The following is a 15,266-nucleotide window of genomic DNA, read 5'->3' on the forward strand; positions in this document are numbered from 1 at the left end:
GTATTCGATGATCACCCGGTCCTCCCGGCGCGCGCTGACCGCCGCCGCCATCTCCGTGGTCCTGGCCGGCTGCAGCAGTTCGGCCGGATCCACGGACGCCGCCCCCGGTACCGCCTCCGCGCCGGCCGCGGCCGGCGCGTCGCCCACCGCGACCCCGGCGCCCACGCCCACGCAGCCGCCGACGCCGACTCCCAAGCCCACCGGCGAGGCCGACCCGGCGCTCAAGCCGTTCTACGGCCAGCAGATCGCCTGGGCGCCCTGCGCGGACGACCCGGCCACCACCAAGGTCGACGAGTCGGTCGTCCAGTGCGCCACCCTGAAGGTCCCGCTCGACTACGCCGCCCCGGCGGGCGACACCATCGAGGTCGCGATCGTCCGCAACCCCGCCGTCAAGCAGGACCAGCGGGTCGGCTCCCTGCTCGTCAACCCCGGCGGCCCTGGCGGCTCCGGCGTCCGGATGGTCAAGGGCGACCCCAAGGGAGGCTTCGCCGGTCCGCTGCACGACCGCTTCGACGTGGTCGGCTTCGACCCGCGCGGGGTCGGCCTCACCAGCCCGGTGAAGTGCCTGGAGGACCAGGCCCGTGACGAGTGGGTCACCACCGACACCCCGGGCGCGGAGCACGGCAAGGTGCTCGCCGACGCCTGCCAGGCCAAGTACGCCAAGATCCTGCCGTTCGTCGGCACCCGCAACACCGCCCGCGACATGGACGTCCTGCGCGCCGCCCTCGGCGACCCGAAGCTCGACTACCTCGGCCTGTCGTACGGCACCTACCTCGGCAGCCTCTATGCCGAGGAGTTCCCGGACCGCGTCGGCCGGCTCGTGCTGGACGGCGCCACCGACCCGGCCACCTCGCTGATCCAGCACAACATCGAGCAGCAGGCCGGCTTCGAGCGGGCCCTCAAGGCCTTCGCCGCCGACTGCGTCGGCAAGAACCCGTGCCCGCTCGGCAAGGACCCGGAGAAGGCCGCGCAGAAGCTCGCCGACTTCCTCGACGGGCTCAAGGAGCACCCGCTCACCACCGCCGGCGGGCGCAAGGTCACCGCCAACGCGGCCTGGACCGGCGTGCTCAGCACCCTGTACGGCGGCGACCAGGCGTGGACCAACCTGCGCAACATCCTCAGCTTCGCCATGCTCAGGGACAAGGGCGACTACCTGCTCGACCTCGCCGACGGCTACAACGGCCGGGACGAGAAGGGCCGCTACGGCGTCTCCGCCGACGCCTACACCGCCATCCACTGCGCCGACGGCGCCACCAACGCCCCCACCGGGGAGCAGCTGCAGGCCGCGCTCACCGAACTCGCCGCCAAGGCACCGCTGGTCAGCAAGCACGAGCCGACGATGGCGCTGTTCGACCCGGACTGCCGGATCTGGGCGGCCCCCTCCGCGGAGAAGCCGCACCCGATCAAGTCCGGGAGCAGCGCCACCATCGTGGTCGTCGGCTCGACCGGTGACCCGGCGACGCCGTACGCCTGGTCCGAGAAGCTCACCGCCCAGCTCGGCCACGCGGTGCTGCTGACCCGCGAGGGCGAGGGCCACACCGCGTACGGCCATAGCGCGTGCATCCGCGCCGCGGTCGACGGCTTCCTGGTGGACGGCACCGTGCCGGCCGCGGGGACGCGCTGCCAGAGCGACTGACGGCCGGACGGCCGAAGGGGGCGCACCGCTGCCGCGCGGTGCGCCCCCTTCGATGTGCCAGGCCAGGCCAGACCGGTCCGGTCCGGCCCTAGGAGATGGGGCTCGCCGTCAGGTCGTAGAGCGTGGCGGTGCCCACCGTCTTCGCGGTGTAGTGGCTCTCCACCCAGCTCTCGATCTGCGCGGTCTGCGACTCCTGGGCCTGGGCCCCGCCGGCGGCCGCGGCGAAGCCGACGGTGGCGCCGTTCTCGGTGGCACCTCCGCTCACCCGGCGCGCGTTGCCGCCGATGAACCAGTGCACCTTGCCCTCCTTCACCAGCTTCTGGAACGCCTCCAGGCTGAGCGAGGGGTCGGTGCTGTTGAAGCCGCCGAGGGCCATCACCGGGACGCCGGAGGCCAGTTGGTAGCTGGCGGCGTTCTGCGAGCCGCTGGTCGCGGCGGCCCAGGTGTAGCGGTCGGCGTCCTGCCGCAGTGCGGCGGCCGCCGCACCGTCCACCGTGGCGCCGTTGAGCAGACCGCCCATGCCGCCGGGGCCGCCCGTGGTGCCGCGCCCCTGGCGGCCGTCGGTGCCGTTGCCGCCGCCGGTGCCGGGTTGGCGGCCCTGGCCGTCCTGGCCACCGTTCTGGCCGCCGCCCTGGCCGCCGTTCTGCCCGTTGGGGAAGCCCTGGCCCCCGGGGAAGCCCTGTCCGTCGGGGAATCCCTGCGCGCCGGGCAGGCCCTGGCCGCCCGGGCCGCCCTGCCCGTTGAAGACGAACGGCCCCCCGCCGCGCATGCCGCCCGGGCCGAAGCCCTTGCCGGCGACCGCCGGACCGGCCGTCACGATCGAGCCGGTGTGCGGAGTGTCCACGGTGTCCACCGCGTACGCCGCCGGTCCGCCCAGCGCCGCCGCCAGGCCCACCAGCCCGACCACCGCCGCCGCACGGGCCGCCAGCCGGCCGGCCAGCAGCAGCGCGAGCGCCGCCGCGAGACCGCCGACCAGCACCGCCCAGCGCAGCCACGGCAGGAACTGCGGGCTGCGCCCGAGCAGCACGTACGCCCAGACCGCCGTCACCGCCAGGGTCCCGGCCAGCACCGCCGCGTACGGCAGCCGGTGCCGCACCCGCCACAGGCCGTCCACGCCCATGCCGACCAGCGCCGCGACCGCCGGGGCGAGCGCCACCGTGTAGTACTGGTGGAAGATGCCGGACATGAAGCTGAAGGTCAGCCCGGTGCACAGGAGCCAGCCGCCCCAGACCAGGAAGGCCGCGCGGGCGCTGTCCGTCCGGGCGTAGCGGCGGGTCGCCCAGAGGCCGAACACCAGCAGGATCAGCGCGGCCGGCAGCAGCCAGGCGATCTGCCCGCCGATGTCGCCGTCGAAGAGCCGGGTGATCCCGGTCTCGCCCCAGCCGCCGCCGCCCATGGCGCGGCCGCCTCCGGGCGGGGCCTCGGCGCCGGCCGGCAGCCGGCCGCCGCCCACGCTGCCGGTCTCGTTGCCGTTGAGCCGCCCGAAGCCGTTGTAGCCGAAGGTCAGGGAGAGGAAGCTGTTGTCCTGCGAGCCGCCGACGTACGGGCGGGCGGAGGCCGGCACCAGCTCGACGACCGCCACCCACCAGCCGCCGGAGATCACCATCGCCAGCCCGGCGAGCAGCAGTTGACGCACCCGCCGCCAGGGGCCCGCGGGCGCGGCCGCCAGGTACACCAGTGCGAACGCGGGCAGGACGAGGAAGGCCTGGAGGGTCTTGGTGAGGAAGGCCAGCCCGAACATCGCCCCGGTGAACACCAGCCAGCGGGTGCTCGCGGTCTCGGTGGCCCGCAGCAGGCCGTACGCGGCGAGCGCGAGCAGCAGCACCAGCAGCGCGTCCGGGTTGTTGAAGCGGAACATCAGGGCGGCCACCGGCGTGAGTGCCAGCACCGCGCCCGCCACCAGGCCGCCGAGCGGGGAGAAGCGGCGGCGCACCGCCGCGTACACGGTGGCCACGGTGGCCACCCCCATCAGCGCCTCCGGGGCCAGGACCGACCACGAGGAGAGCCCGAAGACCCGGGCGCAGAGCGCCATCGGCCACAGGGACAGCGGCGGCTTGTCGACGGTGATGAAGTTCCCGGCGTCGGAGGAGCCGTAGAAGAAGGCCTTCCAGCTCTGGCTGCCGGCCTGGACGGCCGCCGAGTAGAAGGAGTTGGCCCAGCCGGAGGCGCTCAGGCCCCACAGGTAGAGGACGGCGGTCGCGGCCAGCAGTGCCAGCAGCGAGGGCCGTACCCAGGCCGGGTCGTCCTGGCGCCCGCGCCAGGTGCGGGCCGGTAGCGTCCGCAGCCGCCCGGCCCAGGACGCCGGGCCCTTGGAGCCTGCGGGCGGGGTCGGCAGGGGCGGGAAGAGCTCGTCGGCGGGAGGTGCCGGCGCCGGCTGCGGCACCTCCGGCGGCGGGTAGTACGCGGCCTCGGGCCACGGTTCGCCGGCCGGCGGGGAGAAGCTGGTCGTGGTCATGGGCGATACGCTCGGCCGTGCGGCTGAGAGGACCGTGAGACCGGGCTATGAGCCGCCTGTGATCTCGCCGGGCCCCGCCCGGAGGGCCCCTCAGGCGGACTGGGGGACCGTCAACTGCCTGCCCAGCCACTCCAGTGCGGGCGGGATCTCCCTGGTCCAGGTGTGGAAGTTGTGCCCGCCGGTGTCCAGGGTGATGGTGGAGAGCCTGGTCGGCGACTTGAACGCGCCCACCATGGCCTGGGTGCCCTCGTAGTTGTTCTCGTCGTAGCTGGTGGCGAGCAGCAGCGCGACGGGCGGGGCCGGGGTGTTCTTCAGCCGCCACACCAGGTCGTTCTCCTGCTTCAGCCGGCCGTTGCCGCCGAAGAGGTCGCCGGTGGTCTCGTCGATCGGGGCGGTGTAGTAGCCGGAGAGCGAGATCGCCGAGCGGTACGCGTCCGGCTTGCGCAGCGCGAACTTCAGCGCGCAGTAGCCGCCGGTGGAGTTGCCGATCACGGCCCGGGAGGCCGGGTCGGAGCCGAGCCGGTAGGTGGTGGCGAGGGCCTTGGGCAGGTCGCTGGTGAAGAAGGTCTCCACCTGCGGGCCGCCGGGGATGTCCATGCACTCGGTGTCGCGGTTGCCGGAGAGCGTCGGGCGCATCAGGACCAGGACGGTCGGCGGCAGCTTCTGCTGCTCGATCGCGGTGAGCGCGGAGGCCGGGTACTGCATCAGGGAGATGAGCTTCTCCGCCGAGCCCGGGTAGCCGGCCAGCACCAGCGCCATCGGGAACCGCTTCTGCGCGTACTCCGGCTGGAAGTACTGCGGGGGCAGGTAGACGTACGCGTCGCTGCTCAGCCCGCTCGCGGCCCCCTTGACGGCGATCTCCTGGATCAGCCCGGAGCGCTCCCGGGCCGAGCCCTGCGCCGAGTACATGTTCTTCTCGCCGGTGACGGAGAGGGCCCCGGCGGCGCTGGGCTGGTGGTCGACCACCGTGCCCGGCTTGCCGTTGGTGCCGAGCAGGTCGCTCCAGGAGCTGTAGAAGCCGAAGTAGCCGTTGGCGATCAGGCCCATCGCCACCAGGACGGCGAGCTGGGTGGCCAGGAACGCGCCGATCCGGCCGAGCCAGGACTTCCAGCTCCGCCCGCCGAATCTCGGCCAGAGCCACATCGTGGCGGCGAACACGGCGATCGCGACGACGGAGGCGATGATCTGGAGGGGGAGTCCCGTGAGGCTGAGCACCAGCCGATCGTAGTTGACGCGGCTTCGCGCTCCTTGCGCCCCCTTGAGCGCTCCAATGCGCCTCTTGTGCGCCCTGTTGACCGCGTCCGTTTCGCTCGGGATCATGTCGGCGGGGAACTGCACGCTGCGTACATGAGAAATCACCGGGGGCGGTAATGAAGTCCTTCACCAAGGCGGGCCTGGCGGCCGGCGGCGCGCTACTGCTGGCGGCCTGCTCCAGCGGGTCGAGCGGATCCGGCGGTGCGGACGCGCTGCCCGACCGGCCCTCCGCCTCCGCCACCACCTCCTCGCCGAGCCCGACTCCCACGCCGAGCCCGACGCCGACCGTGCCGCCGTACGGACCGACCCTGACCGGCTACATCGACCCGGTCAACGCCGCCCTCGGCAAGCTCAGCGCCTCCGCGAGCCTGGACGCCTTCTCCACCGCCCTCCAGGAGGTGGTCACCGCGGCGAACTCGGCCGGCTCCGGCCTGACCGCCGCCCGTGAGCCGGCGACCGTCGGCACCGCCCGGCGCCAGTTGGTGGTGGCCCTCAACCAGCTCTCCACCGACCTGTCCAAGGTCCGTAGCGACATAAAGAAGAAGGGCGTCTGCGCCACCAGCGCCGCGCTGGCCGAGGTCGGCCAGTCCGAGGGCCTGAAGGCGATCCCCGCCGCGCTCGCCCAGATGACCGCCGCGGGGTACGCCACGACCTTCGCCGCCCCGCAGGCCGGTCCGCTGCAGAGCCGCTCGCTGGAGAACGGCACGATGGTCCGCGAGGGCCGGCTCAGGGGTGAGGGCAAGCTCAACGTGGACAACGGCGGCAGCGCCGACGCCGTCGTCTCCCTCGCCAAGGACGGCAAGTCGGTCCACTCGGTGTACGTCGGCAAGGGCAAGAAGGCCTCGATCGAGGGCATCGAGGACGGCACCTACGAGGTGTACTTCTCCGGGGGCGTCGACTGGGACCCGACGATCAAGGCCTTCACCCAGAACTGCGACTTCAGCAAGTTCGACGACACGATGGCGTACGAGACCGGTCGCACCTACGTCTCCTGGTCCATCACCCTCCAGCCGGCGGTCGGCGGGAACGCCAAGACCAGCGACGTCGACGAGAACAGCTTCCCCGCGCCGTAGACCGGTGCGGTCGGTGTGAGGCGGCGCCCCGGTCGGTTCGACCGGGGCGCCGGTGCGTTCGGGGATGCCTTGCGGGCGGCAGGCGCCACCCGGACGGCCGGTGCTACCGGAAGGCCGGGAGGAGGGTGCGGGCGACCGCCTCCACGGGGGGGAGGACGCGGGCGGCGGCCTCGCCGTCGCCCAGGAGGTAGCGGTGCAGCGCCCGCTGGTACGCGGCGCCGACGAGCAGCAGGGCGCCCGCGGCGGGGTCGAGGTCGGCGGGGAGCCTGCCGGCGGCCTGTCGGGCGCGCAGGGCGTCGCCGACCGGCCCGAAGGCGAGGTGGGGTCCGATCTCGCCGCCGCGCTCGGCGAGGAGCCCGCGCAGCTGGTGGTCGGACTGGACGGCGCCGAGGATCGGCATGATCCCGAAGTAGAAGTGCTCCAGGCCGGTGAGCATGGCGGCCAGGTCGGCGGCGGGTTCGCCGCCGGCGGCTTCCCGGCCCAGCAGGGCCGCGGCGTCGGAGAACACCGGCAGGTGCAGGCCGACGACGGCCTGGAGCAGCCCGAGCCGGTCCCCGAAGTGGTAGAAGATGCTCGACTCCGCGACGCCCGCCCGGCGCGCGACCTCCTTGGTGGACAGGGCCAGCCCGGCCTCCCCGAGGACCTCCTCGGTGGCCTTGAGCACCGCCTCCCGTACCCCGGTCGAGGGTCGACCGCGTCGCGCCTGGGTCACGTCCTGCCTCCGTTTCCCGCGCCGTCCCGGAGGCCTCCCCCGGGTCTGCTCGGATTCTTCTTGAGTAATCGCTCAGGAAGAGGTTAACTTACTGACGGATGACTCAGTAATCCGACTCGGGAGGGAAACCCAGATGACCACCGTCGAGTTCCGCAAGGATGCGGTCCGCCGTCTCTACAAGGCGCTTGAGGAGGGAAACCTCGACATCGCCGACGAGCTGTTCACCGCCGACTTCCTCACCAGCGAGGGCCGGCACCAGAACGTCCGCGGCCCGCAGGGCTTCAAGGACGCCATCCGCGAGGTGCACGCCACCCACGCCGACCCGTCGTTCGAGATCCTCGACCTGCTGGGGGAGGGCGAGGACGTCGTCGTCCGCTGGAGGATGACGGCCACGCACTCGGGCCCGCTGATGGGAATCCCGGCCACCGGGCGGCGGGTGAGCATGGAGGCGTTCGCGCTGTTCCGCTTCGTCGGCGACCGGATCAGCGAGCGGCACGCCGTCATCGACCGGCTCGGCCTGGTGCAGCAGCTGCAGGCGCAGTAGCGGACGGACGGCGGGGCCGGCCGCCACCACGGGGGGTGGCCGGCCCCGCAGAGCCGGTGACGGGCGGTCAGCGCCCGGCGTTGGCGTCGATCTTGGCCTGCAGCGCCTTCAGCAGGTCCTGGAGCAGCCCGATGGTGGTCTCGTCGGTGAGGTTGCCCTCCGCGTCGAAGCGCTCGTGCGAGCGGAAGACGATGACCTCGGGCTTGACCACGATGTCGCTCTCGGTCCACACGAAGACCTGGCGCAGGGCCAGCTGGGCGCGGACGGTGCCGAAGTTGGTCGGCGCGGCGCCGAGGATCGCGGTCGGCTTGCGGTGCAGCGGCAGGCCCTCGCTCTTGGTCCAGTCGGTGCTCAGCCAGTCGAGGGCGTTCTTGAGGACGCCGGGGATGGAGTAGTTGAACTCCGGGGTGGCGATCAGCAGTCCGTCGGCGGCCAGGACGCGGCGGCGCAGGTCGTTGACCACGGCCGGCCGCTTCTCGGGGGTGTCGAGGTCCTGGTCGTACGGCGGGATGTCGCGCAGGCCCTCGTAGATCTCGATCTCCTGGCCGCCGGGGTTGAACTTCCGGGCGGCGCGCAGCAGCCGGGTGTTGTGCGAGTCGGCGCGCAGCGAGCCGGAGATGGCGAGGATGGTGGCGGTGGCCATGGTGGGACTCCTTGGTGAGGGCTGTACGGGAGCGCGGTGTGCGGGTGCGGGCTGTGCGGGATCGAGGTGTCGCCCGTCCGGCGGGCCGGGCGGCTTCGACACCGAAAAAACTAAACCGCTCAGTTCAATGTGTCAACCAAACGGTTCAGTCTTGACAGTGAACTGATCGGTGTAGTTCATTCGATCCATGACCACCATCGCCGCCACCACGCGGTCCACCGTCCGAGTCGTCCGCCCCTTCCACACCTACGAGGGCGCGGGCTTCCCGGTCCGCCGGCCCTTCCCGACCGAGGAACTGCCCTTCCTGGACCCCTTCCTGATGCTCGACCAGGTCGGACCGGTGGAGCTCGCCCCGGGCGAGGCCAAGGGGGCCCCGCCGCACCCGCACCGCGGCTTCGAGACCATCCAGTACGTCATCGCCGGCGACATCGCGAACGCGGACTCCCGGGGCCACCGCGCCGTCGTCCGGGGCGGCGGCGTGCAGTGGCTCACCGCCGGCTCCGGGATCGTCCACGAGGCCCTGCCCACCGAGGAGTTCCTCGCCGAGGGCGGCCTCCAGCACATGCTGCAGATCTGGGTCAACCTGCCGGCCCGGCTCAAGGGCACCGCGCCGCGCAGCCAGAACGCCGAGCCCGGCGACCTCCCCGTGGTGGCCGCCGGCGACGGCGCCGAACTCACCGTCATCGCCGGCTCCACCCACGGCGTCACCGGCCCGTTCGCGACCCACACGCCGATCCTCGTCGTGCACGCCCGCCTCGCCGCCGGTGCGCGCGCCGAGTTCACCGCCCCCGCCGGGCACAACGCGATGCTCTACGCCCTGTCCGGCGAGGCCGCCACCCCCGGCGGCGGGATCCCGGACGGCCACCTCGCGGTGCTCGCCCGGGACGGCGAGCGGTTCACCGTCGAGGCCCCGGCCGGACCGGCCGAGGTCCTGGTGCTGGCCGGCCGGCCGATCGGCGAGCCGGTCGCCCGCAGCGGGCCCTTCGTGATGAACACCGTCGCCGAACTGCACCAGGCCCAGCGGGACTTCAGCCTCGGACTGATGGGCCGACTGCCGCTGTGAGGGGGTCCTGCTCCGCTGGTACGTCCAGGTTTGGCGGTTTTGCGTACCGAACCGTTCAGTTCATATACTGAGAAATCCCCCCACCCTCGGACCGAACCAAGAGGACACCGTCATGGGAGTCGGCGCAGCGGACGCAACAGACGAATACGGCATCCCGATCATCCCGGACCCCACCGACGCCGCCCAGCGCAAGCGCCAGGCGATCATCGACTCGGCGCTCGCCGAGTTCCTGGCCGAGGGCTACTCCGCCGCGTCCATGGACGCCATCACCAGCGGCTCCGGCGTCTCCAAGGCGACCATCTACAAGCACTTCGGCAGCAAGGAGCGGCTGTTCCTGGCCGTCATCGGGGGCCTCCTGCCCAGGACGTACGCCGGGCTCGAATCCTGTACCGCCACCCTCGTCCAGGCCCCCGACCTGCGGGAGGCGCTGATCGACCTCACCGCCGCCTGGGCCCGCATCCTGCTGCGCCCCGACATCATGTCGCTGCGCCGGCTGGTCATCGGCGAGACCGAGCGCTTCCCGCAGCTGGGCCAGCTCTGGTACCGGGTCAGCTACGACATGATCAACGGCCCGCTGACCGAGGCCTTCGCCGAACTGAACGGCCTCGGCAGGCTCGCCACCCCCGACCCCGAGCTCGCCGTCCAGCAGCTGGTGGCCGTCACCCTCGGCCTCCCGCAGCTGATGAGCACCTTCGCCCCTGGCACCGAGCTCGCCGAGGCCCGGCTGACCGACCTGGTCACCTCCGGCGTGGACCTCCTGCTCGCCCGCTACGCCCCGCACCCGGCGGCCTGACCGGGAGGCCGCCCCTTCGAAGCCCCGGGCCTGCCCCCGCCCGGTCCGGAGGAGAGGCCCTGGGATGGGCGGCACGGCCGAGCCGTGAGGCTGCTGTCGGCCGTCGAACTCCCGCCCGTATGCGGTGAGTTCGACGGCAATGCCCGAGGCGCCGCGGAATCCGGTCGGCGCATGACCGGATCGGATCCCTCCATGGCGCGAACCCGGGCGCTGTCCGGCCTGTCGGCGGCCGTCCTCCTGGGGGTGGCACTGCTCTGCGGCGGCTGCGGCAGCGGTGCGGCGCCCGGTCCGACGGCTCTGCAGGATCTGGAGTCGGCGCTCGGGGAGCAGGGCCGGACCGACTTCCGGGACACCTTCGGCACGTTGGCGCTGGACACCGACGGGGGCCGGGTCCTGCTGTACGCGACGGACGACGTGCGGGCCCGGGAGCTGGTGGACGGGGCGGCCAGGGCGCACCCCGGGATCGAGACCGGCCGCACCGCGATCCGGCAGGCGCGTTACGCACGGGCGGTGACCGACCCGGCGATCGACCGGATCATGGCGGCGGCGACGGCCGGGGCGCTGCCGCTGCCGGTCTACACCGCAGGGCTGCTGCCGGGCGCCTAGGGGATCAGGGTGACGACGACGGGGGAGGGCGTCGGGTCGAAGGAACTCGCCGCGGCCGTCTCGGCGTTGGCGGGCGGCGTCGAGGTGTCGTACGAGACCGGCCGCCCGCTGCGGAACCTGGACGCCACGGCGAGGATGGCCCCGCCGGGCACCGCCCCGGTCGGAGGCTGAGCGCCGACCGACCGGACGGGACCTAGGATCGGCGGTTTGAGTCGGGTGCGGGGGGAAGGGGCGGCAGTGCGCGAGGCGGTTGGGCGCGAGCAGTTGACGGGGGTCGCGCGGGCGGCGTTCGGTGCCGGGCGGGGGCTCGCCGGGGTGTCGAGGCTCCGGGGCGGCAGCAGGAAGGGCGTGTACCGGCTCGCCTTCGACGACGGCTCCAGCGCGATCGCGTACATCTGGGACGACGCCGAGAACTACTGGCCCGGCGCGTCCGCCGACGGCGCCGGGAGCCTCGCCGACCCGCTGGCACACGCCTCCGGGGTCGAGCTGTTCGAGTCCGCCCACCGGAGGCTGGCCGCCGTCGGGGTCCGTACCCCGCGGGTCCACCTGGTGGACCGCAGCGGGAGTCACTACCCGGCGGACGTCGCGGTGGTCGAGGACGTCCCCGGGGAGCACCTGGAGGCGCTGCTCGAACGCGATCCGCCCGCCGCCGAGGCCACCCTGGCGCGGCTCGCCGAGGCGCTCGACGTGCTGCGGGGGCAGACCGGTCCGGGCTTCGGCAAGCTCGCCCACGTCGACCGCGGGGGCGTGTCCCGCGGCGGTTCGTGCGAGCGGCTGGTCCTGGACCGCGCGCTGGCCGACCTCGCCGAGGCCGCCGCCCGCGACGCAAGAGTGGCGACCGCCCGCGGCCGGCTGGAGGAACAGCTCCACGTCCGGGCCGAGGCGGTCCGCCCGCGCGCCCGGTACGGGCTGGTGCACGGCGAACTCGGGCCCGACCACGTGCTGGTGGACCAGGCCGGGGAGCCGGTGCTGATCGACATCGAGGGGCTGATGTACTTCGACGTCGAGTGGGAGCACGCCTTCCTGCGCATCCGCTTCGGCGACCACTACCACCGCCTCCCCTCGGCGGGCCTGGACGAGCGGCGGCTGGCCCTCTACGCCCTGGCGATGCGCCTCTCACTCGTCGCCGGGCCGCTGCGCCTCCTCGACGGCGACTTCCCGCACCGCGAGGCGATGGCGGCGATCGCCGAGTACAACCTCCGGGAGGCGCTCGCCGCGCTGCCGGCCGCGACCGGCTGAACGCGCCGGGCTCACCCGGCCCGGGCGGCCGGGCCGGGCCGCCGGGAGAAGCGCTGCTGCCAGGTGCGGGTGAAGACGGTGGTGCCCGCCTCCAGGGCCGTGAGGTGCGTGCGGGCGATGAAGTGGGTGGCGTCGCAGCGGAGTTCGGTGCGGGTCTGGAGGGTGATGTCCCAGCCGATGTCGGGGCGTTCCATCCGGAGGGTGTGGTCGGTGCGGGCCTCGGCGCTGAGCGGGTCGCCGGTGAGGATGCGGTAGGCGGTGACGGTGTGCTCGTCGCGGACCAGGCCGTCGGGGTGGGTGCGGGTGCCGTCGGCGGCGGGGGTGAGTTCGGTGCGCCACTCGTGGCGGGCGATGTCGTGGATGGTGAGGCGCTCGGGGCGGGCGGTGAGCGGCTCGGTGAGGTGGACGGGCGGGGGCTCGGGCAGGTGCGGGGGTTTGAAGGTGAGGGGGGCGCTGCCCGCGTCGGTGGCCAGGTGGCGGACGGGGAGGGCGAGGGCGCTGTGGGAGGGGTCGAGGCCGAAGCCGCCGGTGTCGGGGCCGGGCCAGATCCACGGCCAGTAGGCGGAGGAGAGCGCCAGGCGCAGTCGGTGGCCCGGCGGGAGGGCGTGGCCGGCGGCGGCGAGCTCGACGGTGGCCTCGGCGGTGCTCTCCGCGGTGGTCTCGGCGCCGGGGGCCGAGGCCGGAGCGGTGGCGAGGACGCCCCGGGTGATCAGGGTGGAGGTGCCGTCCGGCGCGACGTCGCAGAGGCGGGCGGTGATGTGGCCGCCGGCGGTGTCGGGGCGCAGCCGGAGCCGCAGTGAGGGGGCGCCGAGCAGTTCGAGCGGCTCCGGCAGCGGCACGGAGTCGAAGCAGACCGAGCGCCCGTCCTCCTCCCGCTGGTCGGGCGGCAGGTCGGCGGCGCGGCCGAGCGGTCGGTGGGCTCCGGCGTTGAGGCCGGTGTGCTGCGGCGAGCGGACGTGGACGAACCGGTTGTCGGAGGCGGTGCCCGCGGTACGCAGCGGGCCGTCGAGGCCGTAGTGGACGGTGCGGACGCCGGGGGAGGGCCAGGGGTCGTCGCCCGTCCAGCGGCGGCCGAGCCGGCTGCGCAGGGCGGGCTCGCCGAGGATGCCGGTGTCGATGTCGCTCAGCCACTGGTCCCACCAGCGGAGGGTCTCCGGGAGGACGTCGTCGGGCAGTCCGGGCGGCCAGGCGCCGATCAGGGCGCGGGTCGGGGCGGGGGAGTCCTCGACCAGCCGCAGTACGGCGGTGCACGAGGGGTCGGTCCAGCTGCTGACCGCGAGGACGGGCGCGGGGCCGGGTGCGGGCGCGGGGCCGGGAGGCTCGGCGAGCCAGGAGTGGGCGGGCGGTTCGAGGGCGTGGAGGCGCTCCAGCCACATCCGCCGCCAGTCGTCGCCGGTGTACCTCGGGTCCGGTGGGCGGGCGCCGTCGGCGAGGCGGGCGGCGGCGCGGGTGTGCAGGCCGTCGGCGAGGAGGGCGCCGCCGTCGTGGTGGCCGCCCTCGGGATGGGCGGCGACGACGGCCCGGACGGTGTCGGGGGCGCGGGCGGCCAGGGCCAGGGCGGTGGTGGCGCCGGGGCCGTGGCCGAGCAGGCCGATGCGGCCGGTGCACCAGGGTTGGGCGGCGAGCCAGGCGATCACCTCGGCCCCGTCGGCGAGGACGTCCCCGGGCAGGCCGTCGGAGTTGCCGTGGCCGCGGAGGTCGACCCGGACGCCGGCGTGTCCGTGGCCCGCGTACCAGGGGTGGCGGCGGGCGTCGTCGGCGGCCGTCCAGTCGGTGAGCCGGCCGGCCGAGTACTCCAGCACCGCGGAGACGGGCTCGTCGGTCACCGGGCGCCAGATCCGGGCGAACAGCCGGGTGCCGTCGGACAGGGGGATGCGCAGGTCCTCGCGGGTGGTGCGGTACGGGTACGACGGGGTCGGGTGCGACATGGCGGCTCCCAGCGGTCCCGGTCGGCGGGTCGGCGGGCCTGCGGTGCGGGGGCGGCAGGAGCGCCCCCGCACCGCGGGCGTCGGCATTCCGACATTAGGGGAGGAGGCCGACCTTTTCCTGGCGAGCCGCAGCCGGGCCCGCAGCCGGGCCCACGGCTGAGCCCAGGGAAGGGCCCACGGAAGGGACCGCACCCGGGCCCGCCGCCCCGCAGGCCCGGGCGGCGGGGCTCACGCCTTGCTGAGCCACGCCGTGGCGTTCAGCGCCAGGGCGGCGTTGGTGCCGGCCGGGTCGTTCCAGCCGTTGAACAGGTTGTTGCCCGACTGCCCGGTGCCGTCGTCGGCCGGGGAGCTGTCGCCCCAGATCGCGACCCGGCCCGAGCCGAAGGTGCTGGTGACGAAGAAGGCGCCGGTGGTGCCGCTGGAGCCCGTGCGGTAGAGCAGGCCCTTGACGGAGGGGTTGTCGGCGGGCTTGAGCGTGAACGTCGTGCCGTTGCGCAGGATCGAGCCGGTGACGGTGCCGAAGGCGCCGTGCAGGACGGGGTCGGCGGCGTCGTTGACCGCGCGCGCGTTGTCGGTGGTGATGTTCTTCAGGTCGACGGAGAACCCGAAGGGGTCGGTGTTGTCGACCCCGTTGGAGGTCAGCAGGTCGTTGATGATCGCCGGGGAGTCCCAGCCGTCGTTGTTGCGGTCGCTCTGGGTGTGGTCGGAGATCAGGAAGAGCCCTCCGCCGTTCTGCACGAAGCGCATGAGGGCGGTCTTCTCGGTGGCGCTGAACCGGGTGTTCGGCTCGGGGACGACGAAGGTGTCGAAGTTGGCGAGGTCGAGCGCGGCGCCGGTGCCGTAGCTGATGGTGGAGCCGGCCGGGAGGGTCTTGAGGCTGTACTGGCCGGTCCGCTGGAGGGCGACGCCCCAGGCGGAGAGGGCGCCGGTCCAGCTCTTCTCGGTGCTGGGATCGGCGTTCTGGACCAGCGGGTCGGGCTGGGCGGTGCCGATGATCCAGTCGGCGTTGCCGGCGGTCTCGGCCTTGCTGTTGTCGAACAGCACCCGGTGCGGGGTGGCGGAGACGGCTGCGGGGGCGGCGGAGGCGGTGGGGGCGAGACCGGTGAGCCCGGCTGCGAGGAGGGCCGAGGCGGCCAGGGCGGCGGCCGTTCGAATGCGGATCATATGCCGTTCCTCCGTGGGGAGTTGAGGTATCGGCGCCCGATTATTCGCGCGTAGAACCTGAGTATCCGCGCGTAGAGGCGGGATCGAAAGCCTCCGGAGGTTACGAGGGTTTGTACGGTGCATGACGACTTTCGGGCGCCCGGGAACGCGCCCCTT

13 protein-coding genes and 1 pseudogene are annotated in these 15,266 nt (G+C 73.7%); 8 read left to right on the plus strand and 6 right to left on the minus strand.

The annotated features are described in order from the left end of the window. Positions 1-7: 7 nt before the first annotated feature. Positions 8-1,636, plus strand: a complete 1,629-nt coding sequence (locus ACGFZP_RS03180) for an alpha/beta hydrolase (RefSeq protein WP_392927969.1) — start codon at positions 8-10, stop codon at positions 1,634-1,636. 88 nt (positions 1,637-1,724) lie between these two features. On the opposite strand, the gene ACGFZP_RS03185 is transcribed toward ACGFZP_RS03180, so the two are convergent. Together ACGFZP_RS03185 and ACGFZP_RS03190 are read right to left on the minus strand one after the other, a co-directional pair. Continuing rightward, a complete protein-coding gene (locus ACGFZP_RS03185; RefSeq protein ID WP_392927971.1) occupies positions 1,725-4,091 on the minus strand; it encodes an ArnT family glycosyltransferase in 2,367 nt (788 codons plus the stop codon). Between the two features lie 90 nt (positions 4,092-4,181). Continuing rightward, complete coding sequence (locus ACGFZP_RS03190) at positions 4,182-5,306, minus strand: alpha/beta hydrolase (RefSeq protein ID WP_392927973.1); 1,125 nt, start codon at positions 5,304-5,306, stop codon at positions 4,182-4,184. Positions 5,307-5,461: 155 nt separating this feature from the next. On the opposite strand from ACGFZP_RS03190, the gene ACGFZP_RS03195 reads away from it, so the two are divergent. Next, positions 5,462-6,418, plus strand: a complete 957-nt coding sequence (locus ACGFZP_RS03195) for a hypothetical protein (protein ID WP_392927975.1) — start codon at positions 5,462-5,464, stop codon at positions 6,416-6,418. A gap of 103 nt (positions 6,419-6,521) precedes the next feature. On the opposite strand, the gene ACGFZP_RS03200 is transcribed toward ACGFZP_RS03195, so the two are convergent. Next, positions 6,522-7,130 (minus strand): TetR/AcrR family transcriptional regulator, encoded by a 609-nt coding sequence (locus tag ACGFZP_RS03200; protein WP_392927977.1) that lies wholly within the window; start codon positions 7,128-7,130, stop codon positions 6,522-6,524. A 133-nt stretch (positions 7,131-7,263) separates the two neighbouring features. Here ACGFZP_RS03200 and ACGFZP_RS03205 point away from each other — a divergent pair, with 133 nt between their 5' ends. Next, positions 7,264-7,674 carry an ester cyclase gene (locus tag ACGFZP_RS03205; RefSeq protein WP_392927978.1) on the plus strand — a complete coding sequence of 137 codons (411 nt, stop codon included), beginning with the start codon at positions 7,264-7,266 and terminating at the stop codon, positions 7,672-7,674. 67 nt (positions 7,675-7,741) lie between these two features. Here the strand turns inward: ACGFZP_RS03205 and ACGFZP_RS03210 are convergent, their stop codons facing one another. Continuing rightward, a complete protein-coding gene (locus ACGFZP_RS03210) occupies positions 7,742-8,317 on the minus strand; it encodes an NADPH-dependent FMN reductase (RefSeq protein WP_392927980.1) in 576 nt (191 codons plus the stop codon). 187 nt (positions 8,318-8,504) lie between these two features. On the opposite strand from ACGFZP_RS03210, the gene ACGFZP_RS03215 reads away from it, so the two are divergent. From ACGFZP_RS03215 to ACGFZP_RS03235, 5 genes are all read left to right on the plus strand, one after another. Then, positions 8,505-9,380: a pirin family protein gene (locus ACGFZP_RS03215; RefSeq protein WP_392927982.1), complete on the plus strand. Its 876-nt coding sequence runs from the start codon at positions 8,505-8,507 to the stop codon at positions 9,378-9,380. Positions 9,381-9,492: 112 nt separating this feature from the next. Continuing rightward, positions 9,493-10,173, plus strand: coding sequence for a TetR/AcrR family transcriptional regulator (locus ACGFZP_RS03220; protein ID WP_392927984.1), 681 nt, complete (start codon positions 9,493-9,495; stop codon positions 10,171-10,173). Between the two features lie 192 nt (positions 10,174-10,365). Next, positions 10,366-10,779 carry a hypothetical protein gene (locus tag ACGFZP_RS03225; protein WP_392927986.1) on the plus strand — a complete coding sequence of 138 codons (414 nt, stop codon included), beginning with the start codon at positions 10,366-10,368 and terminating at the stop codon, positions 10,777-10,779. Positions 10,780-10,788: 9 nt separating this feature from the next. Next, positions 10,789-10,950, plus strand: a complete 162-nt coding sequence (locus ACGFZP_RS03230) for a hypothetical protein (RefSeq protein ID WP_392927988.1) — start codon at positions 10,789-10,791, stop codon at positions 10,948-10,950. A gap of 66 nt (positions 10,951-11,016) precedes the next feature. After that, positions 11,017-12,018 carry a phosphotransferase family protein gene (locus ACGFZP_RS03235; RefSeq protein ID WP_392927989.1) on the plus strand — a complete coding sequence of 334 codons (1,002 nt, stop codon included), beginning with the start codon at positions 11,017-11,019 and terminating at the stop codon, positions 12,016-12,018. 11 nt (positions 12,019-12,029) lie between these two features. On the opposite strand, the gene ACGFZP_RS03240 is transcribed toward ACGFZP_RS03235, so the two are convergent. Continuing rightward, positions 12,030-13,946, minus strand: a complete 1,917-nt coding sequence (locus ACGFZP_RS03240; RefSeq protein WP_392927992.1) for a CocE/NonD family hydrolase — start codon at positions 13,944-13,946, stop codon at positions 12,030-12,032. 231 nt (positions 13,947-14,177) lie between these two features. Then, positions 14,178-15,110 (minus strand): annotated as a pseudogene (locus ACGFZP_RS03245) (hydrolase); the annotation flags it as partial. Positions 15,111-15,266 lie beyond the last annotated feature (156 nt).

It is taken from the genome of Kitasatospora sp. NPDC048239 (genome assembly GCF_043202015.1).
Lineage (GTDB): Bacteria > Actinomycetota > Actinomycetes > Streptomycetales > Streptomycetaceae > Kitasatospora.

Excerpts from the sequence above, each read along its gene's own strand:
- ACGFZP_RS03180 (WP_392927969.1), top strand. The coding sequence starts at position 8 with ATGATCACCCGGTCCTCCCGGCGCGCGCTGACCGCCGCCGCCATCTCC.
- ACGFZP_RS03185 (WP_392927971.1), bottom strand. The coding sequence starts at position 4,091 with ATGACCACGACCAGCTTCTCCCCGCCGGCCGGCGAACCGTGGCCCGAG.
- ACGFZP_RS03195 (WP_392927975.1), top strand. The coding sequence starts at position 5,462 with ATGAAGTCCTTCACCAAGGCGGGCCTGGCGGCCGGCGGCGCGCTACTG.
- ACGFZP_RS03205 (WP_392927978.1), top strand. The coding sequence starts at position 7,264 with ATGACCACCGTCGAGTTCCGCAAGGATGCGGTCCGCCGTCTCTACAAG.
- ACGFZP_RS03210 (WP_392927980.1), bottom strand. The coding sequence starts at position 8,317 with ATGGCCACCGCCACCATCCTCGCCATCTCCGGCTCGCTGCGCGCCGAC.
- ACGFZP_RS03215 (WP_392927982.1), top strand. The coding sequence starts at position 8,505 with ATGACCACCATCGCCGCCACCACGCGGTCCACCGTCCGAGTCGTCCGC.
- ACGFZP_RS03220 (WP_392927984.1), top strand. The coding sequence starts at position 9,493 with ATGGGAGTCGGCGCAGCGGACGCAACAGACGAATACGGCATCCCGATC.
- ACGFZP_RS03225 (WP_392927986.1), top strand. The coding sequence starts at position 10,366 with ATGGCGCGAACCCGGGCGCTGTCCGGCCTGTCGGCGGCCGTCCTCCTG.
- ACGFZP_RS03240 (WP_392927992.1), bottom strand. The coding sequence starts at position 13,946 with ATGTCGCACCCGACCCCGTCGTACCCGTACCGCACCACCCGCGAGGAC.